Here is a 23,395-nt window from a genome sequence, read left to right on the forward strand (position 1 = left end):
CCAGCGGCCCGGCCGCCAGCACCATGCCGGTGACGGCCGTGCCCAGGCCCAGGCCGCGCGCCAGGTAGAAGGGGCCGACCACCAGGGTGGACATCATGACCGTCGACACCAGCATGCTGGTCGCCAGGCCGGCGCTGAGCACGGGCGCGCGCAGCATGGCCAGGCGGATCAGCGGCGCCGGCGCCTTCAGTTCCACATACACGAAGAGGGCGGCGCCCACGCAGGCGGCCAGCAGCAGGGCCACGTTGCGCATGCCGAAATGGCCGCGCCCCAGGGTCATGGCCAGCGCATAGGCGGCCAGGGTCAGGGCCAGCAGCAGGGTGCCGCGGTGGTCGAATACGGGCCGCTTGGCGTTGGCGCCGCGCTGGTCCGCCGGCAGGAAGCGCCAGGCCATCAGCAGGGCCACGCCGGCCAGCGGCACGTTGACGAGGAAGATGGCTTGCCAGCCGAAGCGGGCGATCAGCAGGCCGCCCAGCGCGGGGCCGAGCGTGGTGCCGACGGCCGACATGGTGCCGAGCAGCCCCATGGCGCTGCCCGTCTGCGCCTTGGGCACGATGCTGCCGACAAAGGCCATGGTCAGCGCCATCATGACGGAAGCGCCCAGGCCCTGCAGGGCGCGCGCGGCGACCAGCAGCCACAAGGTGGGCGCCAGCGCGCACAGGATGGACGCGACCGCGAACAGGGCGATGCCGGCCAGCAGCAGGCGGCGCCGGCCGACCATGTCGCCAAGGCGGCCCACGCTGACGATCAGCGCGGTGATGGCCAGCAGGTAGGACAGCACGATCCATTGCACATCCTGGAACGGCGCGTGCAGGGCCCTGGCCATGTCGGGCAAGCCCACGTTGGCGATGCTGGTGCCCAGCGCGGGCAGCAGCATCGCCAGGGACAGGCTGGCAAGCGCGCCGCGCACGGGGCGCGTGGCGGCGATGGCCGGGGTGGCCTGCTGGCTGGAGGCGGGTGGTACGGGTTTTGACGGCGAATTCATAGCGTGGCTTGTCCATCCAATAAGAGTCATTACATGGTACTGAGGGATGTGACATGGCGGAAGACGCATCATTTGCACAATGTTGTTGCGTTTGGCGCCATGTCAGTGTGAAGGCGGGCTGGCTACAGCATCTGGTCCATCTCGAAGGCGGGCAGGCTGTCGGCCTGGTGGTAGCGGACGATGCGCCCGGGAATGCCGGCCACGGTGCAGTGCGCGGGCACGTCGCGCAGGACCACGCTGCCGGCGGCCACCTTGCTCATGGCGCCGATTTCGATATTGCCGAGGATTTTGGCGCCCGCACCCAGCATCACGCCCGAGCGGATCTTCGGATGCCGGTCGCCATGCTCCTTGCCTGTGCCGCCGAGGGTGACGTTCTGCAGGATGGAGACGTTGTCGTCGACCACGGCCGTTTCGCCGATGACGATGCCGCTGCCGTGGTCGAGCATGATGCCAGCGCCGATGCGCGCGGCCGGATGGATGTCGATGCCGAAGACGCTGGCCGCATGGCTGGACAGGGAATACGCGGCCTCGCTGCGGCCCGCCGTCCACAGGTGGTGCGCCATGCGGTAGGTTTGCAGCGCGTGAAAACCCTTCAGGTTCAGCAGCGCGTGCAGGCCGTCGGGACAGGCAGGATCGCGCTGCGCGATGGCCGCCAGGTCGACCGTGATGCTGGCGAGGATGGCCGGCTGTGTGCTTAAAATGTCCTCGAAAAGGGGGCGCAGCACGGCCGGGCGCATGTCGCGCGCCCCCAGGCGCTGGGCCAGGACGGCGGCGAGCAGCCCGGCGGCGCTGACGTGCGGCAGTATCAGTTCGTCGAGCATGGGCCGCAGCAGCGGCTCGCGCGCGGCGAGCCGCTGCGCCTGTTCGCGCACCTGTTCCCAGGCGCAGTCCACGCCTTCGGGCTGGCTGGCTGCGGCGGCATCGATGCGGCGCAAGGGCGGCGCGGGCGGCAGGGGGCTGGCGTATGTCAAGTAAGTCATGGCGGTGCCTGTCCAGGCAAGGGAAGGGAAAAGTGGAGCGCCTGGCAAAGGCCGGCACCGGCTGGCAAGCGCACAGGCCCGCGGAAGGGCGGGCTGCGCGCAGTGCGGGTACACGATAAGCCGCCGCAGGGGGAGGAAGCAAATCGTAAATACTGAGCGCGCGGCTCACGATTCCTGATGCTTCAGGGGGGGATTTGGCTGGGGTGCATGCCGCGCTGGTGTTCAGGCGGGTGCTGCAAAGCGACGTGAATGGACGCGGTGGAGCAGGGCACGCGGCGCGCGCTGGGTACTGGCAGCCAGCCTCCCGGGCTTTATTTCGAGTAGCCCTGCATAGCGTCTGCCGCGTCGTGGCGCAGGCCCCACCAAGGCAGATACGCATTGTTTTCGCCGCGTGCGCGGAACCACGGCTTGTCATGGTCGATGGGCCGCACCTTGTCCGGTGGCGACACCAGCACGCCGGTCACCTGTGTTGCATCGCTGGTACCGGCCACCAGCACGGGCTTGCCGACGTGGTTGGCATGGGCGATGCCGAGCGCCACGTTGGTCAGGGCCGTGCCGGCGCCCATCTCGCCCAGCAGGGCTGGCGTATTGAAACTCTGCGGCAGGAAGTCGAAGCCCGGCACTTCCAGGGCCAGTGCATGCGCCAGGTGGCGCAGGCGGTCCGACGAAGTGGGCAAGGTGATATTGGCGTCGTGGATGACGTAGCCGATATCGGCCTCAGTCTTGCCGCCCTGGCGCGCCGCCTCGGCAAATACGTGCTGCCACGCCTGCACGGCGCGCGGCGGCTGGTCCTTGGCCAGTGCATGATCGGCGATGGTTTTGCTCGATGGATAGCCTATCCACGCCAGCGCCGCCCGCTCCGTGTTGTAGTGGGGGCCTGCCAGCACCAGCAGCACCAGGTTTTCGTTGATCTGCATGGTTTTTGGCCGGCTCGGCGCATCCCAGTTCATGACCCACACGGTTTCCTTCGGATGCGCTTGCAGGTAGGCCAGCGCGGCGGTCAATGACGTGAAGCCCGCATTATTGCCGCCCAGGGTGATGCGTACATCGGGTGGCGTGGCGCGGGTCCAGAGGGTTGGGAAGTTGACATTGCCTATGCTGAAGGTGTCGTTGATGGTTTGCTGCGTGAATTGGTGTACTTCTGCCAAATCAAATTTTTCTTCAGGCAGGGCATGTTCAACGCGGATGCCTGCCAGTTCGCGCCAGTTCTGTTTTTTATCCTTGGGATAGACATGGTAGAAGTAGTTAGGGCTGGAATAATAAATATCATGGAAATTGGTCATCAGTTCGCGTAGATATTTATGGTGATAGCCCTTGAACGTTTCCTTGCCATTTATATCGTGAGCAATGGGGGCGACCGCCTGCAAGGTACTGAATCCCCTGGGATCCGTCCTGACCATATCGTCATTCTTGTTGGGCTTGGCGAGGCCGAGCGTCCACAGTAGTTGCCACTCGGTCGGATAGTCGCGCCGCTGCAGGGGATTGAGCCACTGCAGGCCCACCACCTGCGCCTTGAAAGGGATGTTGACGGCAAGACTTGATGACGTTTCTGTATTTTTCACAGGCTTCACGGCGCACCCTGCCAATAGTATATGCATGGCGATGGCGGCGAGCGTGGGCAACGCAAGGAACTGTTTCATGAGGTCTCCAGGTGAATGGATATTCTGGTGACTGGCATAGCGTGGCCAGGTGAACCAAAGTGCCAGGAAAATGACGAAGAGAAATGTGGTCAATGCCCAGCCCAGTCGCTGGCGCGGTGTGGCAATGAACTTACGCACCGTCAGTCCTCAGCGCAACGTTGGTGGAATTACTGGTGGAATTGGCATTCTGGCGTTCGTCAACGATGCCTTTTGGCTTTCTGGCAGGGCTGTCTTTGTCATTTGCCCATGTAAATAAAGATGCATTTTTAAATGTGCCGTTGTCGTAGTACTCAAAGAACTCTCCAGACTCGAAAGATGTCCCTTTGAGCAGACTCCAATCCGCCGCCACCCTTAATTCGCGCAACTGCTCCTGCCTGATCGTGCACACCCCCACCGCCACGTCATACGCCAGCGCCTTTTCCGCATGCTCGGGATTGGTCATGATGGTCGAGTGATCGGTGGCGTGGGTGTCGATATTGGCGGCCAGGTAGTTCTGGATTTCCTGTTTGCGCCAGATATTGAATTCCCTGGATGCCTCCTCCGGCTTGTCCACCGCCGTCACAGGCTGGTCCTTCTCGACCCAGCCTTCGCGTCTGGCCTGCATACGCAGCATGCCGTTCTGTTCATAGCGCAGCGCCGCTTCGGTTTCCGCATTGCCCTTGCCATGCGCGCGCTCAGATGCATACACGTCGTCCGCTTCGGGCGGACGGTCTTTGTGCAGGGAATCGGCGGGCGCATTGCAGCCCTCGTCAAACTGCTCGCTGAGATCTGCGTAGCGTTTCGCTTGCGACATAAAAGGCTCGGGCAACGTTGGCCCCTTCATCGGTAGCCGCCAGACTTTGGGCGGCAGGGCGTTGATGCGCGTGCCGGCTGCCCTGGAGAGCACGATGGCGATGGGCGCAAACAAGAAAGTCAGTATCTTGCGCCCGATCCCCTTGCTTGAGCGCATGCCCTTTTTGATTGAATACTCGGCGACCAGCGAACGCGGGTGCCAGAAGTCGATGCTGTCCGGCGTCAACGGCTGGCCATTGCGCTGCCAGATATCGTAGTCCGTTTCATTTTCCTGGCCGACAAGGTGATGTTGCGCAAAGACGCGCTGGGTGAACACGCCTTCGCCAGCCGTATCGGCAATTTCCTGCGCCGACATGCCGCGCCAGCCGATGCCTTGCACGGGCGTGGCGGAAATGACCTGGTCATGTGGGTTGAAGTACAAGGTGACCCTGCCATAGGTGGAACCATGCAAACCGTAGTCGGCGCGGTCGAAGGCGGCCGTATAGCTGCCCTTGCGTTCAGGCTTTTTGTTGCCGGAGAATTTATCGACAAAGTCGGCATCCTGCTGCAGGGCAGAGCGGGTGCGCAAAATATTGAAAAACGCCTTCAGGGTTTGCGTGCGCGCCGCGTATTTTTGCCGGCCCGAGTTGCCATGTGCATCCTGCAAATTTCCGCTGACCCAGTTTTCCGTGAAATTGCTGTCCAACAGGCTATACGGCGGGTTGCACAGCACATAGCTGTCGGCCACGGCAGACGGACCCAGCGTTTCGCCCAGAAAGGCGGCCGCCATGGCCACCATATTGCCCTGGCTGTGGCAGACGATGGTGACGGGCGCGTCCGCCTGGCAGGCGCGCACCGATTGGATCAGCCGTGCCAGGCGCCAGGCGGCGAAAACGAAATACGGACGCGGCGGGCAGGCATACACTTGCCGGTCATTGGTCGGATTCATGTGCTGGATATGCATCCACAGGAACAGCTGCTCCGATAGACCGTCGCTCCACAAATCGGGCAGGGCGCTGCAGCCGTTGGCGAAGGGGCCGCCGCCCCAGTAATTTTTTTCGTTGAGATAGATGCCGTCGCCAAACGCCTGCAACTCCTCGCCGCTAGCCTTGTAGCCCCAGCGAAAGCGGATGACCGGTGAGTTGGCGTCGTCCGCTTGCAAAAAGGTGCTGGCGCTGCGCCTGGGGTTGAGGAAGCCGTCGTCCGTCAGTTCGCGCTCGTAGCGCGCCGCTTGCATTTGCCCGGCGGCCGGACCGGGGATCTCCAGGTCTTCGTCGCGGCGTTTGAGCCGATTGTTGAGGCCTGCGCACAGCCCTTGCTCGGCCTGGTCATACCATTCGCCATCGGAGTTCACGCCATGCACGAAGATGACGATGCCGGGGCGCGGCAGCCGAACCACTGCCTTGAGCAATCCATGGCTGAACAGGGTCGTGCCTTCGGCGTCGGCCAGGAGCACGCAGTCCGCGCCCGGCGTAGTGTCGGAAACCATGCTGGCGCTCCATCAACGTTGAATGGGAAACAGCTGCGCCTAAGCAAGCTCAGGCAATCTGCACTGTATGCGGATTGTCAGTTGCTGGACTTGCGTGGGATCAAGAATGGGCGGCGCACTTGTTGCGGCCCGTTGGGGCTTGAGCCTCCACTTGAAAGAGGTGGCTCTCAAGGGGTGGCTCTTAAGGGGGGCTCTTAGATGGCGTTCAGCGGAATCTTCAGATAGCGCACGCCATTGTCTTCCGGCTCGGGCAGTTTGCCTGCGTTGATGTTGACCTGGATGGCGGGCAGGATCAGGGTCGGCATGTCCAGGGTGGCGTCGCGGCCCGTGCGCATGGCCACGAATTGTGCTTCCGTGATGCCGTCGCGCAGGTGGATGTTGCTGGCGCGCTGTTCGGCCACCGTCACTTCCCAGCGCGGCGCGCGGCCGTTGGGCGGGTAGTCGTGGCACATGAACAGCCGCGTTTGCGGCGGCAGCGACAGCAGGCGCCGCACGGAGCGGTACAGCAAGGCGGCCGAGCCGCCGGGGAAATCGCAGCGGGCCGAGCCCACGTCCGGCATGAACAGGGTGTCGCCGACGAAGACGGCGTCGCCGATCTGGTAGGCCAGGTCGGCCGGCGTGTGGCCGGGCACGTGCAGGGCGCGCACTTCCAGCTGGCCGATATGGAATACCTGGTCGGGCGCGAACAGCTGGTCGAACTGCGAACCGTCGGCGCGCGCGCCCGCCTGGTGGTACACCTGGGAAAACGCCTGCTGCACCGTCTGGATGGCCGCGCCGATGGCGACGTCGCCGCCCAACTGCTGCTGCAGGTAGGGCGCGGCGGACAGGTGGTCCGCATGCGCATGGGTTTCCAGCAGCCAGCGGCACTGCAAGTCGTGTTCGCGCACGAAGGCGATGACCTTGTCGGCCGAGGTGGTCGAGGTGCGGCCCGCCTTCGGGTCATAGTCGAGCACGGAGTCGATGATGGCGCATTCCTGGCCATCTTCCGCATAGACAACATAGGTGACGGTGGCGGTAGCCGGGTCGAAGAAGGCTTGGATTTGTGGGGTCATCACAGTGAAAAAGTGCGGGCAGGGAGCATCATTATATCGTCACAGTTCGCTAAAAAAATGCTGCAAATTAACTTTTGACATGCGAAAAACAGATAAGGCCGCCAAACTGCATGCGGCACAGCCGTGCGCACCCTGCGGCTTGCTGCGTGGTAATCTCATTCTCACAAGGAGGAATTCATGAACGATACCACTGCACGCAGCGAACAGTACCGCGGTTTCACCATCTCCGTGACGCCGCAAAAGGACAATGACGACTTATGGGATTTTACCTACCGCCTGCAGCGCGACGGTGAACCCGAGGCGCAGGCCATCACGCGCAGCCGCACCCTGGGCGGCTATCCGGCACCGGACACGGCATGCATCGCCGGGCTGGAAGTGGCCAAGACGGAAGTGGATAATCTGCTGCGCCCTTGAGCCAGCGTAAATCGTTTAGCCTGAAAGCCGGCCTGACGGCGTGCGGCGCGTGAAACACGTCGCCTGAGGCCGCGCTTCATGCTACGATTTATGATCGAATCAGTTCTTATGGAGGCACCCCATGGATAGCAGTTCTAAAATTCACTATAAAGGCTGGGAAATCGTTCCCTTGGCCGTGCCCACCACCGATGGCAAATGGTCAGCCAGTTGCGACATCGAACGCGCCACCGCGGAAGGCCTGGAAGTATTCGAAGGCTCGACCATGCAGTTCGTGCGCGACGATGAGGAGGGCGCCATTGCCGCCGCCTGCGAGGAAGCGGTGCGCCAGATCGACAACATCATCGCCAACCCGCTGGTGCGGCTGGCCTAGCCTGTCCGCGCAGCCTCACCCCCAGATTCACCCGTATTACTCCCAGCCGGCGCCCGCCGGCTGTTTTTGTTCTGGGCTGGACCCTTGCCCGTTTCCGCGTTTGCATCGCCACCTTGGCCCTGCCTGCTGTTGCATGTTTCACTGTGATGTTTCAAAATGGATTGATTGAAACAATGATGAAACATCTTGTGCCCCGAACGTGACAATCCTGGTCTGCTGCGTGACAGCCGCCGTATGTCGCCATATGGGCGTTTCAAGGCATTTTCACTCTGCCGGCACACCATGTTCACGCCGCCGCGCAAGCCTGGCACGGCATTTGCAGTACAGGTAGGCATAGCCGTTCCATGAAACATTCGGGACGCCCCGAACCCCATAAGGTGAACACATGACCCAATACTCCGCAGGTGCCGCATTCCGCAAGGCCGTCCAGGAAGAATCCCCTTTACAAGTCGTCGGCGCCATCAACGCCAACCACGCCCTGCTGGCCAAGCGCGCCGGCTATAAAGCCATCTACCTGTCCGGCGGCGGCGTCGCGGCCGGTTCGCTGGGCTTGCCCGACCTGGGCATTTCCAGCCTGGACGACGTGCTGACCGATATCCGCCGCATCACCGACGTGTGCGACCTGCCGCTGCTGGTCGATGCGGACACGGGTTTCGGTTCGTCCGCCTTCAACGTGGCGCGCACGGTCAAATCGATGATCAAGTTCGGCGCGGCCGGCCTGCACATCGAAGACCAGGTGGGCGCCAAGCGCTGCGGCCACCGTCCGGGCAAGGAAATCGTGAGCAAGGAAGAAATGGTCGACCGCATCAAGGCGGCCGTCGACGCGCGCACGGATCCGAACTTTGTCATCATGGCGCGCACCGATGCGCTGGCCGTCGATGGCCTGGAAGCGGCCCTGGAACGCGCTGTCGCCTGCGTCGAAGCGGGTGCCGACATGATCTTCCCGGAAGCCATCACGGACCTGGACATGTACGCCACCTTCGCCAAGGCCGTCAACGTGCCGATCCTGGCCAACATCACGGAATTCGGTGCCACGCCGCTGTTCACGCTGGACGAACTGCGCAGCGCGCACGTGGGCCTGGCCCTGTATCCCCTGTCCGCTTTCCGCGCCATGAACAAGGCGGCGGAAAACGTCTACCAGGCGCTGCGCCGCGACGGCACGCAAAAGAACGTGGTCGACACCATGCAGACGCGCATGGAGCTGTATGAATCGATCAATTACCACGACTTCGAGCAAAAGCTCGATGCGCTGTTCGCCGCGCAAAAGAAATAAGTAAAGAAGCAGGGACCGCCTGCCGGTCCCGCAGTGACGCACCCGAGACAATTCAATCTGGAGAACACAATGACCGCACCGCAAGCCGCCACTTTCAAGCCTAAAAAATCCGTCGCCCTGTCCGGCGTCACCGCCGGCAACACGGCGCTGTGCTCGGTGGGCAAGACCGGCAACGATTTGCACTACCGCGGCTATGACATCCTGGACGTGGCCGACAGCTGCGAGTTCGAGGAAATCGCCTACCTGCTGGTGCACGGCAAGCTGCCCACTTCCGCCGAACTGAAAGGCTACAAGGCCAAGCTGAAATCCCTGCGCGGCTTGCCGTCGGCCGTGAAGCTGGCGCTCGAAGCGCTGCCGGCCGCCGCCCACCCGATGGACGTGATGCGCACGGGCGTGTCCGTGCTGGGCTGCACCCTGCCGGAAAAGGACGACCATAACGCGCCGGGCGCGCGCGATATCGCCGATCGCCTGATGGCGTCGTTCGGCTCCATGCTGCTGTACTGGTACCACTACAGCCATAACGGCAAGCGCATCGAAGTGGAAACGGACGACGACTCGATCGGCGGCCACTTCCTGCACCTGCTGCACGGCGAAAAACCGTCGGCGTCGTGGGAAAAAGCCATGCACACGTCCTTGATCCTGTACGCGGAGCATGAATTCAACGCCTCGACCTTCACCAGCCGCGTGATCGCCGGCACAGGTTCGGACATCCACTCGGCCATCACGGGCGCCATCGGCGCGCTGCGCGGCCCGAAACACGGCGGCGCGAATGAAGTGGCGCTGGAGATCCAGAAACGCTACGACAACCCCGACGAAGCGGAAGCGGATATCCGCGAGCGCGTTGCCAACAAGGAAGTGGTGATCGGTTTCGGCCACCCCGTCTACACGATTTCCGATCCGCGCAACGTGGTCATCAAGGAAGTGGCGCGCAATCTGTCTTTGGCCGCCGGTTCCACCAAGATGTTCGACATCGCCGAGCGCCTCGAATCGGTCATGTGGGAAATCAAGAACATGTTCCCGAACCTGGACTGGTTCTCGGCCGTGTCCTACCACATGATGGGCGTGCCGACGGCGATGTTCACGCCGCTGTTCGTCATTTCGCGCACTTCCGGTTGGGCCGCCCACATCATCGAACAGCGCATCGACAACAAGATCATCCGCCCGAGCGCCAATTATGTCGGCCCGGAAGACCTGGAATTCGTGCCGATCAAGGACCGCAAATAATGAGCACTGCAATGACTACGCCGATGAATACCCTGCACCGCAAGCGCTTGCCGGGCACCCAGCTAGACTACTTCGACACGCGTGCCGCCGTCGATGCGATCCAGCCAGGCGCCTATGCCACCTTGCCCTACACCTCGCGCGTGCTGGCCGAAAACCTGGTGCGCCGCTGCGACCCGGCGACCTTGAACGCTTCGCTGAGCCAGTTCATCGAACGCCGCCGCGACCTCGATTTCCCGTGGTTCCCCGCGCGCGTCGTCTGCCATGACATCCTGGGCCAGACGGCCCTGGTCGACCTGGCCGGCCTGCGCGACGCCATCGCGGCCCAGGGCGGCGACCCGGCCCTGGTCAACCCCGTGGTGCCCACGCAGCTGGTGGTCGACCATTCGCTGGCCGTCGAATGCGGCGGTTTCGACCCCGACGCCTTTGCCAAGAACCGCGCCATCGAAGACCGCCGCAACGAAGACCGTTTCGACTTCATCGACTGGACCAAGAAGGCGTTCAAGAACGTCGACGTGATCCCGCCCGGGAACGGCATCCTGCACCAGATTAACCTCGAGCGCATGTCGCCCGTGATCCAGGTGCAGGACGGCGTGGCCTATCCCGACACCCTGGTCGGCACGGATTCGCACACGCCGATGGTCGACGCGCTGGGCGTGATCGCCATCGGCGTGGGCGGCCTGGAAGCGGAAAGCGTGATGCTGGGCCGCGCTTCGTGGATGCGCCTGCCTGACATCATCGGCGTCAAGCTGACGGGCAAACCGCAGCCGGGCATCACGGCCACGGACACGGTGCTGGCGCTGACGGAATTCCTGCGCAAGCAGAAAGTCGTCTCGTCCTACCTGGAATTCTTTGGCGAGGGCGCGTCGCACCTGACCCTGGGCGACCGCGCCACGATTTCCAACATGGCGCCGGAATTCGGCGCCACGGCCGCCATGTTCTACATCGACGAACAAACCATCAAGTATCTGAAGCTGACGGGCCGCGACGACGAACTGGTGAAACTGGTGGAGCTGTACGCGAAAGAGACGGGCCTGTGGGCCGACAACCTGAAGGACGCCGAGTACGAGCGCGTGCTGAGCTTCGACCTGTCGTCCGTGGTGCGCAATATCGCCGGACCATCGAACCCGCACAACCGCGTGCCGACGTCGGAACTGGCCGCGCGCGGCATTTCCGGCGTGGTGGAGAACGAACCGGGCAAGATGCCGGATGGCGCCGTCATCATCGCGGCCATTACCAGCTGCACCAATACGAACAACCCGCGCAACATGATCGCCGCCGGCCTGATCGCGCGCAATGCGAACCGCCTGGGCCTCACGCGTAAACCTTGGGTGAAATCCTCATTGGCACCCGGCTCGAAAACCGTGGAACTGTATCTGCAGGAAGCGGGCCTGATGCCGGAGCTCGAAACACTGGGCTTTGGCGTGGTGGCGTTTGCCTGCACCTCGTGCAACGGCATGTCGGGCGCGCTGGACCCCGTGATCCAGGACGAAGTGGTGTCGCGCGACCTGTACGCCACGGCTGTCCTGTCGGGCAACCGCAACTTCGATGGCCGCATCCACCCGTACGCGAAACAGGCTTTCCTCGCCTCGCCGCCGCTGGTGGTGGCATATGCGATCGCCGGCACCATCCGCTTCGATATCGAGAAGGATGTGCTGGGCCATGACGCGGACGGCAAGGCGATTTTGCTCAAGGATATCTGGCCGTCCGACGAGGAAATCGACGCCATCGTCGCCTCCAGCGTCAAGCCGGAGCAGTTCCGTAAGGTGTATATCCCGATGTTCGCCGCGCAGGCGGATGACGGCATCAAGGTCAGCCCGCTGTACGACTGGCGTCCGCAGACGACGTATATCCGCCGTCCGCCATACTGGGAAGGCGCGCTGGCCGGCGCGCGTCCATTGAAGGGCATGCGTCCGCTGGCGGTTTTGGGCGACAACATCACCACCGACCACTTGTCGCCATCGAACGCCATCATGCTCGATAGCGCTGCCGGGGAGTATTTGGCGAAAATGGGCTTGCCCGAGGAAGACTTCAATTCCTACGCCACGCACCGGGGCGACCATCTGACGGCGCAGCGCGCCACGTTCGCCAATCCGACCTTGAAAAACGAGATGGTCATCGAGGACGGCAAAGTAAAAGCCGGTTCGCTCACGCGCATCGAGCCCGATGGCACGATTTCGCGCATGTGGGAAGCCATCGAAACCTACATGGAGCGCAAGCAGCCCCTGATCATCATCGCCGGCGCCGACTACGGCCAGGGTTCCTCGCGCGACTGGGCCGCCAAGGGCGTGCGCCTGGCCGGCGTGGAAGCCATCGTGGCCGAAGGTTTTGAACGCATCCACCGCACCAACCTGGTGGGCATGGGCGTGCTGCCGCTGGAGTTTTTGCCTGGCGTGAACCGCAAGACCCTGGGCATTGATGGCAGCGAAACCTACGACGTTGTGGGCGAGCGCACGCCGCGCTCCACTTTGACCCTGCTGATCCACCGCAAGAACGGCGAGACGGTAGAAGTGCCCGTCACCTGCCGTCTGGATACGGCGGAAGAGGTGTCGATCTATGAGGCCGGTGGCGTGCTGCAACGCTTTGCGCAGGATTTCCTGGAGTCGGCAAAAGCGGCATAAATCGGGTAGGTCGGATTAGCGTAGCGTAATCCGACAATATTTGTGAAAAACCCGCCAACAATGTGTCGGATTACGCGTGGCGATGCCCCGCTAATCCGACCTACCTCTTTCCAGAAAATGACATGAGCTATCAACCCCAAATCAAAATCCCCGCCACCTACATGCGTGGCGGTACCAGCAAGGGCGTGTTCTTCCGCCTGCAGGATTTGCCCTCCAGCGCGCAAGTGCCTGGCGCCGCGCGCGACGCCTTGCTGCTGCGCGTGATCGGCAGCCCCGACCCCTATGGCAAGCAGATCGACGGCATGGGCGGCGCCACTTCCAGCACCAGCAAGACGGTGATCCTGGCGAAAAGCAGCAAGCCTGAGCACGACGTCGACTACCTGTTCGGCCAGGTGTCCATCGACAAGCCGTTCGTCGACTGGAGCGGCAACTGCGGCAACCTGTCGGCCGCCGTCGGTTCGTTTGCGATTGCCAGCGGGCTGGTGGACGCCGCCCGCGTGCCTGAAAACGGCATCGCCACGGTGCGCATCTGGCAAGCCAATATCGGCAAGACCATCATCGCCCACGTGCCCATGACGAACGGCGAAGTACAGGAAACGGGCGACTTCGAACTCGATGGCGTGACCTTCCCGGCGGCCGAAGTAAAGCTGGAATTTCTCGATCCGGCGGCGGAGGAAGAGGGCGGCGGCGGTGCCATGTTCCCGACCGGCAACCTGGTCGATGACCTCGACGTGCCCGGCATCGGCGTGTTGAAAGCCACCATGATCAACGCCGGCATTCCGACGATTTTTGTCGACGCCGACGCCATCGGCTACACCGGCACGGAACTGCAGGACGCCATCAATGGCGACCCGGCCGCGCTGGCCCGTTTTGAAACCATCCGCGCGCATGGGGCCCTGCGCATGGGTTTGATTTCCCGCCTGGATGAAGCGGCCAAGCGCCAGCACACGCCGAAAGTGGCTTTTGTCGCCAGGCCGGCCGGCTATGTCTCGTCCAGCGGCAAGCGGGTGGAGGCGGGCGATATCGACCTGCTGGTGCGCGCCATGTCCATGGGCAAGCTGCACCACGCCATGATGGGCACGGCCGCTGTCGCCATCGGCACGGCGGCGGCCATCCCCGGTACTTTGGTCAACCTGGCTGCGGGCGGCGGCGAAAAAGCCAGCGTGCGCTTCGGCCACCCGTCCGGCACCCTGATGGTGGGTGCGGAAGCGGTACAGGCTGGCGGCGACTGGAGCGTCACCAGGGCCATCATGAGCCGCAGCGCGCGCGTGCTGATGGAAGGGACCGTGCGCGTGCCCGGCGACGCGTTCTAACCGTAACACGGTATCGCAGGGCCATAGGGCTGCTGCATTGCAGATAAGTTGATATTTCTGCTGGCAACGAAACCGAGCGACAAGGAAAATGGCGGGGCGTCAGCCGCGAGGCGCGTGAGCGTGCAGCGTGAGTTGGCGACCGCCCATTTTCCTGACAGGTGAACCGATGCTATTCAATTCCTGGATATTCCTGTTTGCCTATCTGCCCGTCACGCTGGCCGGTTTTTTCATCCTGGGACGGCGCAGCGAATTATGCGCGGCGGCGTGGCTGGCGGCGGCCTCGCTGTTTTTCTACGCTTACTGGGATTACCGCTACCTGCCACTGCTGCTGGGCTCCATCGTCTTCAACTACGGCTGCGCAGCCTGGCTGGCCGCCAGCGTGCCGGCGCGCCGCAAGTGGATACTGGCAGCGGCCATTGCCGCCAACCTTGGCTTGCTCGCCTATTACAAATACGCGGGCTTTTTCGTTTCCAGCCTGGCGCAATTGCTGGACCAGCCGCTTCCCGTCCTGCATGTGATTCTGCCGGTCGGCATCTCCTTTTTTACTTTCACGCAGATCGCCTTCCTGGTCGATACCTGCAAGGGCAAGGCGCGGGAAAGCCGCTTTGTCCACTACCTGCTCTTCGTCACCTACTTCCCGCACCTGATCGCCGGCCCTGTCCTGCATCACAAGGAAATGATGCCGCAGTTCGCCGACAGGCGCACCTTTCGTCTCTCGGCCGGCAATATCGCCATCGGCAGCACGATTTTCTTCATCGGCCTGGCCAAGAAGGTGCTGATCGCCGATAACATAGGCGCCTATTCAGCGCCTTTGTTCGACGATCCCGAGGCGCCTTCGCTGCTGATCGCCTGGGCTGGCGTGCTGGCGTATGCCTTCCAGCTGTACTTCGATTTCTCCGGCTATTCCGACATGGCCATCGGTTTGTCGAGACTATTTGGCGTGCGCCTGCCACTCAATTTCGCCTCGCCCTACAAGGCGCGCAATATCGCCCAGTTCTGGCGCCGCTGGCACATGACCCTGTCGCGCTTCCTGCGCGATTACCTGTATATCCCGCTGGGCGGCAAGCGCTGCGGCCCGCTGCGGCGCTACTGCAATCTGATGATCACCATGGTACTGGGCGGCTTGTGGCATGGCGCCGGCTGGAACTTCATCGTCTGGGGCGCGCTGCACGGCGCCTACCTGGCCATCCACAAGGGCTGGTGCGCATTCACCCGCAGATTCCACCTGCCGGCAGACACGCGGGCGGGCAACGCCATGGCGATCCTGCTCACCTTTACCGCTGTCTGCCTTGCCTGGGTCTTTTTCCGCGCCCCGGACATGCCGACCGCCCTGACGATCATCAAGGGCATGGCGGGCGGCTTTGGCCTGGCCTTGCCCGATGCGCTGGCGCCGCATTTGCAGCCGCTGCAGCCGCTGCTGGCCAGCATGGGCATCGATTATTACCTGGGCGGCGGCACGCTCTTCATCGAGACGTGGACGTGGATCGCGGTGGCGGCGCTGATCACCTTTGCCTTGCCCAATACGCAGCAGATCATGCGCCGTTTCGACCCGGCGCTGGATTTCCAGGCAGGAGCGGAGCGCTGGCTCACCTGGCGCGCTTCGCCCGCGTGGGCGGCGGCCATCGCCGTGCTGGCGCTGGCGAGCATGCTGGCCCTGAACCGGCCCGCCGAATTCCTGTATTTCCAATTCTAAGGGGAGCGAACCGTGACGGCATCCTCCTTCAAATCCTACCTGGCCATGCTGGCGCTGCTGCTGGCGGGCGGCGCCATGCTGGCGGGCGCTTTCGTGGTCATTGTCGACCCTTACGGCCTGTATGGCGTCGTCCGGCGTACCGGTTTCAATGCCGTCAAGCCGGGCTTGAGCCGTTACCAGAACCAGATCAAGCAGGAGCACGCGCTGCGCCGGCGGCCGCAATTCATCATTCTAGGCAATTCGCGCGCGGAAATCGGCTTCGATCCACGCGCCAGCGCCCTCGCAGCGCTGGGGGCCGGCTACAACCTGGCGATACCCGGCACGGGGCTGGCGACGGCCGCCAGCCAGTTCGCGCAACTGCGCCAGGCTGGCATCTATCCGAGCACGGTCATCGTGGGGCTGGAATTCATTGATTTTCTCAACCCCGCCGTTGCGCCGGCCGCACGCCCGGCGCCAGCCGGCGTGTCGCCCGCCCAGGGCCGCGCCGACTGGCGCTTCGACGCGATTTTTTCGCTGGCCTCCGTCAAGGATGCCGTGCATACGCTGCGCATCCAGCGTGACGGCGAGGCGGCCAGCATGTCTGCTGACGGCTTCAATCCCTTGCAGGAATATGGCGCGCATGTGCGCCGGGACGGCTACCACAAGATGTTTGCGCAGCGGGCGCGGGAAAGCGCCGCCAACCTGGGCCGCAAATCGACGCGCGGCCTTGCCACCGACGACTTTCTCGCCCTGCGTGCCTTTTTGCTGGCGATGGCGGCCACGCAGGCCGACATCAAGCTGGTGATCTATCCGTATCACGCGCAAATGCTGGCCATGTTTGAAGCGGCAGGGCTGTGGCCATTGTTCGACGAGTGGAAGGCACAGCTGGTGCTGGCAATCGGCGACGTCAGGGTGCGGTTCCCGCACGCGCGCATTTCCCTGACGGATTTCAGCGGCTATGGCGCATACAACTGCGAGCACATTCCGGCTGCCAATGAGCGGGACGCGGCCACCCGCTGGTACTGGGAAGCGGGGCATTTCAAGAAGGCGCTGGGGGACATCGTGCTGCAGCGCCTGATGGCGCCGCAGGAGATCGCTGCTGGCGACGGGCAGTTCGGCATGCCGCTCGAAGGCGCCAGCCTGGCGGCAAACCGCGCGCGGATCGCGCAGGAACGCGGCAGCTGCGCGGCGGCGCAGCCACGATTGTTTTCAAATCAGTTGCCCGCTACGCAAGATAGTCATTTTGGAGGACGCATACACACACAAACAAGCGCAATATATAAATAAGCGCAAGATATACGAACAAATAACAACGACAGATTGCAAGCTTACCGGAGGAGACATGAATTTCGCAGCATTTTATCAACGCTCGATCGACACGCCTGACGCTTTCTGGCGCGAGGAAGCGGAAAAGATCGACTGGAACACCCCGTTTTCGCAAGTGCTCGATTATTCGCGCCCGCCATTTGCCAAATGGTTCGTGGGCGGCACCACCAATTTGTGCCACAACGCCGTCGACCGCTGGGTCGATAGCCAGGGCGATGCCGCCGCGCTGATCGCCATTTCCACCGAGACGAATACGGAGCGGACGTACAGCTTCCGTGAACTGCAGCGCGAAGTGGAGCGCTGCGCCGCCATCCTGCTGTCGCTGGGCGTGACCAGGGGCGACCGCGTGTTAATTTACATGCCGATGATCGCCGAGGCGGCGTTTGCCATGCTGGCCTGCGCGCGCATCGGCGCCGTGCATTCCGTCGTCTTCGGCGGCTTTGCCGCCAACAGCCTGGCCAGCCGCATCGACGACGCGCAGCCCAAGCTGGTGTTTTCCGCCGATGCCGGCTCGCGCAATGGCAAGGCGATCCCTTACAAGCCGCTGCTTGATGAAGCCATCCGCCTGGCCGGCCACAAGCCCGAACATGTGCTGCTGGTCGACCGCCATCTGGTGCCGATGGAGCTGACGCCGGGCCGCGATGTCGATTATGCGGCCTTGCGCGAACAGCAGCTGGATGCGCGTGTGCCCGCCACCTGGCTGGAAGCGAACGAGCCGTCGTACGTGCTGTACACCTCCGGCACGACGGGCAAACCGAAGGGCGTGCAGCGCGACGTGGGCGGCTACGCGGTGGCGCTGGCGTCGTCGATGCAGTACACCTTCTGCGGCAAGCCCGGCGAAACTTTCTTTGCCACCTCGGACATCGGCTGGGTGGTGGGGCATTCCTATATCGTCTACGGCCCGCTGATCGCCGGCATGGCCACCATCCTGTATGAGGGCTTGCCCATTTGCCCCGATGCGGGCATCTGGTGGAGCATCGTCGAGAAATACCAGGTCACGCGCATGTTCTCGGCACCGACGGCCATCCGCGTGCTGCGCAAGCATCCGGTGGAACTGATGCGCAAGCACGACCTGTCTTCCCTGAAGGCGTTGTACCTGGCGGGCGAGCCGCTCGATGAAACCACTTCGCAATGGATCGCCGACGAACTCAAGGTCGACATCATCGACAACTACTGGCAGACGGAGACGGGCTGGCCGATCCTGTCGGTCGCGAAAGGTGTAGCGGATACGCCGACGCGCCTGGGCAGCCCCGGCCTGGCCATGTACGGCTATCAGGTCAAGTTGCTCAACGAGGCGACGGGCGAGGAGTGCGGCGCCAACGAGAAGGGCGTGCTGGTGCTGGAAGGCCCGCTGCCGCCCGGCTGCATGCAGACGGTGTATGGCGACGATGCGCGCTTTGTCGATACCTACTGGTCCACCTTCAGCGGCCGGCAAGTGTATTCCACCTTCGACTGGGGCGTGCGCGACGCCGATGGCTATTACTTCATTCTCGGGCGCACGGACGACGTGATCAACGTGGCCGGCCACCGCCTGGGCACGCGCGAAATCGAGGAAAGCATCACCAGCCACCCGAACGTGTCGGAAGTGGCGGTGGTCGGCGTGGAGGATAAACTCAAGGGCCAGGTGGCGATGGCCTTCGTGATCCTGAAGAACCCGCAGGGCTTCGACAGCGTGGAGGCGAAGGCGCGGCTGGAGCGCGACGTGATGGCCGTCGTCGACCGCCAGCTGGGTGCCGTGGCGCGGCCTGCGCGCGTGCTGTTCGTGACCCAGCTGCCAAAGACGCGCTCGGGCAAGCTGCTGCGCCGTTCCATCCAGGCCATCTGCGAAGGGCGCAGCCCGGGCGACCTGACGTCAATGGATGATCCGGCCGCGCTGCAACAGATCCAGACGGCGCTGGCTTAAACAGACGGTACATTACCGGAGTTTATCAAACGATAAACTCCGGTATCAGATGCGGTCGCTTTCCTTGCGCACCACCCGGCCAACGATCAGGCACTCGTTGCCGCGGCACAGTTTGCGGTGGTACTTGCGCTGGTCGGGATTGTCCGACGTCAGCCACCATTCGCCGATATCGCGCGCCATGCGCTTGACCACCGGCTCGCCTTCGTAGTTCACGGCGAACACCACGCCATCGGCGGGCCGGTTGTCGGCCGTATTGATGATCACCACGTCGTCCTCGTACAGGGCCGGCTCCATGCTCTCGCCCTTGACCTTGATGGCGACCAGCCGCTCCGGATGAAAACCATTGCGTTCGACCCAGCTGCGCGGCACGCTGATGGTGCTGCCGTCGTGCGTTTCCGGCTCGATGGCAAAGCCCGTGATGCCGGCCGACAGCCGCAGTTTTACCTTGCGGATCGGGTAGAAGCGTTCATCTTCGCCATCGGCCACGACCACCGGCTGCACCTCGCCCAGGGCGCCCAGGGCGCGCGCGGACATGGCCGCCTGGTCGGGCGCCGCGCCCTGGTCGAAGTACATGCCGTCCAGGCGCAGGTCCGCTTCCAGCTTGCGCGCGATCTTCTCGCTGAAGGCGCGGCCCTCGCGGTACGTGGGCGAGAGGATTTGCGAGATGCGGGCCTCGCTCCAACCGCTGGCGTCGGAAATTTTCTTGCGCGTGTTGTCGTAGTGATCGCGTATCAGGGCCAGCAGGCGGTCGCGTCTGTATTGATACATATTCATCTCCACATTAAACCTGAAATTTACCGTTTGATAAATTACCAAATGCTTGACTTTAACATTAGCGATTGCTAAAGTCCAGTTGTTGCCTGTCGCAAATTCGCACAACAGCGTCTGCGGGCTGGCGGCACCACGGGAGGTCAGGCAGATGTTGAACAGCAGTCAGTTGGTTGAAAGCAGGGGGGCGCCACGGCAGGGACGCCAGATACAGGGACGCAGCAGGAAGTCGCAGCTGCATATCGCCCGCATCGCGCAGTACATCGGCGAGCACGGGCAGGCCAGCGCGGCGCAATTGTCCGCCTTGCTGGGACTCGATGCCGGCACCATGAGCCGCTATTTGCGCCACATGTGCGGCATCGGGCAGATCCACCTGGCGCAGCGCCATTGCACGGAGCCGGGGCGCCAGCGGCCCGCCCTGTACGCGCCGGGCGAACAGGACGAGGATGCCGATGGCTGGGCCGAGCTGCCGCCGCAAGTGCGCCGCACGGCCAGCTGGCCCCGCGGCTCGGTGAGCCGCGATCCGCTGGTGGCGGCGCTGTTTGGCCCGGCTGGTAACAACGATTAGTATCAACGAGGAACGAGGAGAAATCATGGGGTTTGCAGAAAAATTCATCGCATCGCTGTCATCGCGGAATTTGCGCGACGATGCCGTCCACCACGACCTGGATGTCATCGCCGCCGCCGCGCTGGCCGGCGACATGGGCGCCTTGCTGTGCCGCGTCAAGTATGCGGACGGCACCATCAGCCGCCTGTTCGAAGGCAATGCCGGCAACCTGGCGCAGCTGCTGCGCGCGTGGACGCAGGCCGTCACGCACAAGGGCCGCGCGCGGTGCTGGGTCAAGGCGAACACCGCCTGGGATGCGCAGGCGGCCAACACCTTGTACCGCCGCGTGGCTGAAGCGTCGCTCGCGCATTGGCTCGACAGCAAATGCAAGGCTTGCCACGGTACCGGCGTGGTCGCTTCCGCTACGGCGGGCGCGCCGCTCGTGTGCAAGGGCTGCCAGGGCAGCGGCGAGGCGCCGATTACCTGCTCCGGCGGTTTTGAGCTCGAGCGCATCAAGGATATGGTCAGCGAGCTGGAAGCCATCTTCCAGTCGCACGGTGCCCGTGCCATGCGCCGGCTGGGGCATTGAAAAAAATTCTGCAATATGCCTGGCGATGAAAAAAATCCTCCTACAATGGAGTCTCGCCCAAGCAGCAAACAGCAGCAAACAGCAGCAAACAGCAGCAACAGTGACCGCACCAGCAACACCGCGGTATAGCAAGACTACATGCTTCCCCACTCGTAATAGGCGCGCCGCCGGCGTGCCACCGATAGGGGAAATCAGCGCAGCGAACCGCCATCATGGCGTACTTCGCCCAAGCCCCATCCGGCGCGGCCCTGCGCCACCCGGATGCGGCGACGCCAGCCCGCCGCTTCGCCGCGTGCGGGCTGTTGCGTTTCTTCCCCTGAATTCCAGTTGTTCCCTCCCGAGACCGCAGATGCGGTCTTTTTTTCATCCCACGAAAGGTATTACTTATGGCATCGACAGCAAACGGTATCGACAGCTTGATCGTTATCAGCAAACAAAGCGCCGAAGGCAGCAAGGCTGCCGCCGGCGGCGGCCAGATTTATCCCCGTGTCACCGCCACCTTCGACACGGAAGCGGACAAATACGCCAGCGCCGAAATCGACGCCAGCCAGCAGCAGGGCGATACCCGCCTGGGCAACTTCCGCACCACGGGCGCCATCAAGGCCGAAGCGGCATGCGGCACGTATGCGCCGCTGATGGCCGCGCTGCTGCGCCGCGACTTCACGGCCGGCGGCGTGGCTGCCGCGCAAACCACCATTGCCGCTGCCGCCACGGGCCTGACCCGCAGCGCCGGCTCCTGGCTGGCCGAAGGCTTCCGTGCCGGCAGCGTGGTGCGCATCACCGGCATGACGGCACCGGCCGCGGCCAACAACGGCAAGAACTTTTTTGTCACGTCCGTCACCGCCACCAACCTGAATGGTCAGTTCATGGACGGCTCGGCCATGATCGTCAAGGCGGCCGGCGACTCGGTCGGCGTCGCGGCCGTGGGCAAGCGCAGTTTCACCCCGTTGACGGGCCACACCACCGACTGGTTCACGGCCGAAGTGCAGGACCCGAACATCGGCGTGCACCGCAGCTTCGTCGACCAGCTGGTCAGCAAGATGGATATCGCCGTGCAGCCGAACGGCATCACCAGCCTGGACTTCACCCTGATGGGCAAGGCGGAAGGCCCGACCACGGCCGTGCCGCATTTCGCCACACCAGTGGCCGCGCCAGGCAACGGCAAATTCTCGGGCGCCACGGCCATGCTGTCGGTAAACGGCATTCCTTCGCAGATCTGCACCGGCATGTCCGTCTCGCTGGATGGCCAGGTCAAGGTCGACCCGGTGATCGGCTCGAAGTACGCGACGGCCGCCTCGCGCGGCAAGGTCATGGGCTCGGGCCAGTTCACGGTGCTGCTGCAGGACGCCACCTACCTCGATTACTTCAAGTCCGAGACGGAAATCCCGCTGGCCTACGCCATGGCGTCGGGCACGGCACCGAACGCCGAAGTGCTGGCGCTGGCCATGGGCCGCATCAAGATCACCTCGGCCAAGATCGACGACGGCGAGAAAAACAAGATCGTCACCTGCGCCTTCGACGTCCTGCGCTACAAGGGCAATGACGCGCAGCATGAAGCGACCACCTTGAGCATCCAGGACAGCGCGCTGTAAGCAGCAGGCACCTGTACCAGGGCCGCCGTGATGGCGGCCTTTTTTATTCTTATCCTCATCAAGAAAGCAGCACACATGAACAACGCACAAAAAATCCAGGCAGGTTTCGACATCGGCAACCTCAACGCGGTGGCCGCTCCCGTCACCTTCGACGTGCCCGTCATCTTCGACGCCGATGGCGAAGCGGTGGCCGGCCTGACCATCGTCGGCAAGAACAGCGAGCAGTATCGCCTGGCTAACAACGCCGTGCGCGCCGAAGGCTACAAGAAGTCGGCGCGCCGCAAGACCGCCATCGACGCCTCGACGGACGAAGGCGCGGAACTGCTGGTGCAGGCCATCGACGGTAACCAGAAACGCCTGGCACTGGCCGTGGTCACGGGCTGGTATGGCTTCACCAGCAATGGCGCGCCCGTGCCGCTCGACGCTGCCCTGCTGGAAGCGGCTTTCGAGAAGTACCCGACCTGGCAGGAAAAAGTCACCACGGCGCTGGAAAACGAGTCGAATTTTTTGAAACTCTGACGGCCAGCCTGCTGCGCTACGCGGGCCACCAGTTCGAGCGCGGCGCGCGCGCGGCCGATGGCCACGCCAAGGGCGAGCATCTCGACGCCGCCCGGCGCCATCCGCTGTACCGCGCGCCGCCCGAAGAGGCGACGCCGCCCATGCCGTTCGAACTGGCCCACGTGTGGGAATGGTTTGCGCAACTGAACCGCAAGCGGCAGAACGGCATGGCCGTCAATCCCATCGCCAGCACGGAAATCCTCGCCTGGCAGGCGCGCCACGGCATCGCCATCGAACCGTTCGAGCACCAGCTGCTGGACCAGCTCGACGCGCTGTTTTTGTCGCACCAGCATGCGAAGGCGTAGCAGTGC

20 protein-coding genes are annotated in these 23,395 nt (G+C 63.4%); 14 read left to right on the forward strand and 6 right to left on the reverse strand.

Annotation, left to right across the window (positions count from 1 at the left end; genetic code table 11):
* The 5 genes from JaAD80_RS06080 to JaAD80_RS06100 form a co-directional block, all read right to left on the reverse strand.
* Positions 1–985, reverse strand: a 985-nt coding sequence (locus JaAD80_RS06080; RefSeq protein ID WP_146012266.1) for an MFS transporter, incomplete at its 3' end; no start/stop codon positions are given.
* A 122-nt stretch (positions 986–1,107) separates the two neighbouring features.
* On the reverse strand, positions 1,108–1,965 hold the full coding sequence (gene cysE, locus JaAD80_RS06085; RefSeq protein WP_102293358.1) for a serine O-acetyltransferase: 858 nt from the start codon (positions 1,963–1,965) through the stop codon (positions 1,108–1,110).
* Between the two features lie 311 nt (positions 1,966–2,276).
* Positions 2,277–3,605 carry a hypothetical protein gene (locus tag JaAD80_RS06090; RefSeq protein ID WP_102293359.1) on the reverse strand — a complete coding sequence of 443 codons (1,329 nt, stop codon included), beginning with the start codon at positions 3,603–3,605 and terminating at the stop codon, positions 2,277–2,279.
* Positions 3,606–3,735: 130 nt separating this feature from the next.
* Positions 3,736–5,865 (reverse strand): DUF3274 domain-containing protein, encoded by a 2,130-nt coding sequence (locus tag JaAD80_RS06095; protein WP_102293360.1) that lies wholly within the window; start codon positions 5,863–5,865, stop codon positions 3,736–3,738.
* Between the two features lie 194 nt (positions 5,866–6,059).
* Positions 6,060–6,917 (reverse strand): MBL fold metallo-hydrolase, encoded by an 858-nt coding sequence (locus JaAD80_RS06100; RefSeq protein ID WP_102293361.1) that lies wholly within the window; start codon positions 6,915–6,917, stop codon positions 6,060–6,062.
* Between the two features lie 177 nt (positions 6,918–7,094).
* Here JaAD80_RS06100 and JaAD80_RS06105 point away from each other — a divergent pair, with 177 nt between their 5' ends.
* The 9 genes from JaAD80_RS06105 (at position 7,095) to JaAD80_RS06145 (ending at position 19,030) form a co-directional block, all read left to right on the forward strand.
* Positions 7,095–7,331, forward strand: a complete 237-nt coding sequence (locus JaAD80_RS06105; protein WP_102293362.1) for a hypothetical protein — start codon at positions 7,095–7,097, stop codon at positions 7,329–7,331.
* A 121-nt stretch (positions 7,332–7,452) separates the two neighbouring features.
* On the forward strand, positions 7,453–7,701 hold the full coding sequence (locus tag JaAD80_RS06110) for a hypothetical protein (RefSeq protein ID WP_034783948.1): 249 nt from the start codon (positions 7,453–7,455) through the stop codon (positions 7,699–7,701).
* A 385-nt stretch (positions 7,702–8,086) separates the two neighbouring features.
* On the forward strand, positions 8,087–8,974 hold the full coding sequence (gene prpB, locus JaAD80_RS06115; RefSeq protein ID WP_086136626.1) for a methylisocitrate lyase: 888 nt from the start codon (positions 8,087–8,089) through the stop codon (positions 8,972–8,974).
* Between the two features lie 69 nt (positions 8,975–9,043).
* Positions 9,044–10,198 (forward strand): 2-methylcitrate synthase, encoded by a 1,155-nt coding sequence (gene prpC, locus JaAD80_RS06120; RefSeq protein ID WP_102293363.1) that lies wholly within the window; start codon positions 9,044–9,046, stop codon positions 10,196–10,198.
* Positions 10,199–10,221: 23 nt separating this feature from the next.
* On the forward strand, positions 10,222–12,816 hold the full coding sequence (gene acnD, locus JaAD80_RS06125; protein ID WP_102293364.1) for a Fe/S-dependent 2-methylisocitrate dehydratase AcnD: 2,595 nt from the start codon (positions 10,222–10,224) through the stop codon (positions 12,814–12,816).
* A gap of 122 nt (positions 12,817–12,938) precedes the next feature.
* On the forward strand, positions 12,939–14,129 hold the full coding sequence (gene prpF / locus JaAD80_RS06130; RefSeq protein WP_102293365.1) for a 2-methylaconitate cis-trans isomerase PrpF: 1,191 nt from the start codon (positions 12,939–12,941) through the stop codon (positions 14,127–14,129).
* A gap of 166 nt (positions 14,130–14,295) precedes the next feature.
* The gene (locus tag JaAD80_RS06135) at positions 14,296–15,822 is read left to right on the forward strand and encodes an MBOAT family protein (protein ID WP_102293366.1); all 1,527 of its coding nucleotides are present in this window, start codon (positions 14,296–14,298) and stop codon (positions 15,820–15,822) included.
* Positions 15,823–15,834: 12 nt separating this feature from the next.
* Positions 15,835–17,088, forward strand: coding sequence for a hypothetical protein (locus JaAD80_RS06140; RefSeq protein ID WP_102293367.1), 1,254 nt, complete (start codon positions 15,835–15,837; stop codon positions 17,086–17,088).
* A gap of 55 nt (positions 17,089–17,143) precedes the next feature.
* Positions 17,144–19,030, forward strand: coding sequence for a propionate--CoA ligase (locus JaAD80_RS06145; protein ID WP_258002829.1), 1,887 nt, complete (start codon positions 17,144–17,146; stop codon positions 19,028–19,030).
* 45 nt (positions 19,031–19,075) lie between these two features.
* On the opposite strand, the gene JaAD80_RS06150 is transcribed toward JaAD80_RS06145, so the two are convergent.
* Positions 19,076–19,798, reverse strand: a complete 723-nt coding sequence (locus JaAD80_RS06150; RefSeq protein ID WP_102293380.1) for a S24 family peptidase — start codon at positions 19,796–19,798, stop codon at positions 19,076–19,078.
* A 151-nt stretch (positions 19,799–19,949) separates the two neighbouring features.
* Here JaAD80_RS06150 and JaAD80_RS06155 point away from each other — a divergent pair, with 151 nt between their 5' ends.
* The 5 genes from JaAD80_RS06155 (at position 19,950) to JaAD80_RS06175 (ending at position 23,389) form a co-directional block, all read left to right on the forward strand.
* Positions 19,950–20,366, forward strand: coding sequence for a hypothetical protein (locus JaAD80_RS06155; RefSeq protein WP_102293368.1), 417 nt, complete (start codon positions 19,950–19,952; stop codon positions 20,364–20,366).
* 25 nt (positions 20,367–20,391) lie between these two features.
* Positions 20,392–20,934 carry a hypothetical protein gene (locus tag JaAD80_RS06160; protein WP_102293369.1) on the forward strand — a complete coding sequence of 181 codons (543 nt, stop codon included), beginning with the start codon at positions 20,392–20,394 and terminating at the stop codon, positions 20,932–20,934.
* 386 nt (positions 20,935–21,320) lie between these two features.
* Complete coding sequence (locus JaAD80_RS06165) at positions 21,321–22,526, forward strand: phage tail tube protein (RefSeq protein WP_146012267.1); 1,206 nt, start codon at positions 21,321–21,323, stop codon at positions 22,524–22,526.
* Positions 22,527–22,601: 75 nt separating this feature from the next.
* Positions 22,602–23,045 (forward strand): hypothetical protein, encoded by a 444-nt coding sequence (locus tag JaAD80_RS06170; protein WP_146012268.1) that lies wholly within the window; start codon positions 22,602–22,604, stop codon positions 23,043–23,045.
* A 140-nt stretch (positions 23,046–23,185) separates the two neighbouring features.
* The gene (locus tag JaAD80_RS06175) at positions 23,186–23,389 is read left to right on the forward strand and encodes a hypothetical protein (RefSeq protein ID WP_102293372.1); all 204 of its coding nucleotides are present in this window, start codon (positions 23,186–23,188) and stop codon (positions 23,387–23,389) included.
* Positions 23,390–23,395: the final 6 nt, after the last annotated feature.

The sequence above is a fragment of the Janthinobacterium sp. AD80 genome (genome assembly GCF_002878455.1).
Lineage (GTDB): Bacteria > Pseudomonadota > Gammaproteobacteria > Burkholderiales > Burkholderiaceae_D > Janthinobacterium.

Bases quoted from the DNA above. Each gene is read 5' to 3' on its own strand.
- JaAD80_RS06165 (WP_146012267.1), top strand. From the start codon at position 21,321: ATGGCATCGACAGCAAACGGTATCGACAGCTTGATCGTTATCAGCAAA.
- JaAD80_RS06160 (WP_102293369.1), top strand. From the start codon at position 20,392: ATGGGGTTTGCAGAAAAATTCATCGCATCGCTGTCATCGCGGAATTTG.
- JaAD80_RS06095 (WP_102293360.1), bottom strand. From the start codon at position 5,865: ATGGTTTCCGACACTACGCCGGGCGCGGACTGCGTGCTCCTGGCCGAC.
- prpF (WP_102293365.1), top strand. From the start codon at position 12,939: ATGAGCTATCAACCCCAAATCAAAATCCCCGCCACCTACATGCGTGGC.
- JaAD80_RS06110 (WP_034783948.1), top strand. From the start codon at position 7,453: ATGGATAGCAGTTCTAAAATTCACTATAAAGGCTGGGAAATCGTTCCC.
- acnD (WP_102293364.1), top strand. From the start codon at position 10,222: ATGAATACCCTGCACCGCAAGCGCTTGCCGGGCACCCAGCTAGACTAC.
- JaAD80_RS06090 (WP_102293359.1), bottom strand. From the start codon at position 3,605: ATGAAACAGTTCCTTGCGTTGCCCACGCTCGCCGCCATCGCCATGCAT.
- JaAD80_RS06150 (WP_102293380.1), bottom strand. From the start codon at position 19,798: ATGTATCAATACAGACGCGACCGCCTGCTGGCCCTGATACGCGATCAC.
- JaAD80_RS06105 (WP_102293362.1), top strand. From the start codon at position 7,095: ATGAACGATACCACTGCACGCAGCGAACAGTACCGCGGTTTCACCATC.
- JaAD80_RS06155 (WP_102293368.1), top strand. From the start codon at position 19,950: ATGTTGAACAGCAGTCAGTTGGTTGAAAGCAGGGGGGCGCCACGGCAG.
- JaAD80_RS06145 (WP_258002829.1), top strand. From the start codon at position 17,144: ATGAATTTCGCAGCATTTTATCAACGCTCGATCGACACGCCTGACGCT.
- JaAD80_RS06135 (WP_102293366.1), top strand. From the start codon at position 14,296: ATGCTATTCAATTCCTGGATATTCCTGTTTGCCTATCTGCCCGTCACG.
- cysE (WP_102293358.1), bottom strand. From the start codon at position 1,965: ATGACTTACTTGACATACGCCAGCCCCCTGCCGCCCGCGCCGCCCTTG.
- prpC (WP_102293363.1), top strand. From the start codon at position 9,044: ATGACCGCACCGCAAGCCGCCACTTTCAAGCCTAAAAAATCCGTCGCC.
- JaAD80_RS06100 (WP_102293361.1), bottom strand. From the start codon at position 6,917: ATGACCCCACAAATCCAAGCCTTCTTCGACCCGGCTACCGCCACCGTC.
- JaAD80_RS06175 (WP_102293372.1), top strand. From the start codon at position 23,186: ATGCCGTTCGAACTGGCCCACGTGTGGGAATGGTTTGCGCAACTGAAC.
- prpB (WP_086136626.1), top strand. From the start codon at position 8,087: ATGACCCAATACTCCGCAGGTGCCGCATTCCGCAAGGCCGTCCAGGAA.
- JaAD80_RS06170 (WP_146012268.1), top strand. From the start codon at position 22,602: ATGAACAACGCACAAAAAATCCAGGCAGGTTTCGACATCGGCAACCTC.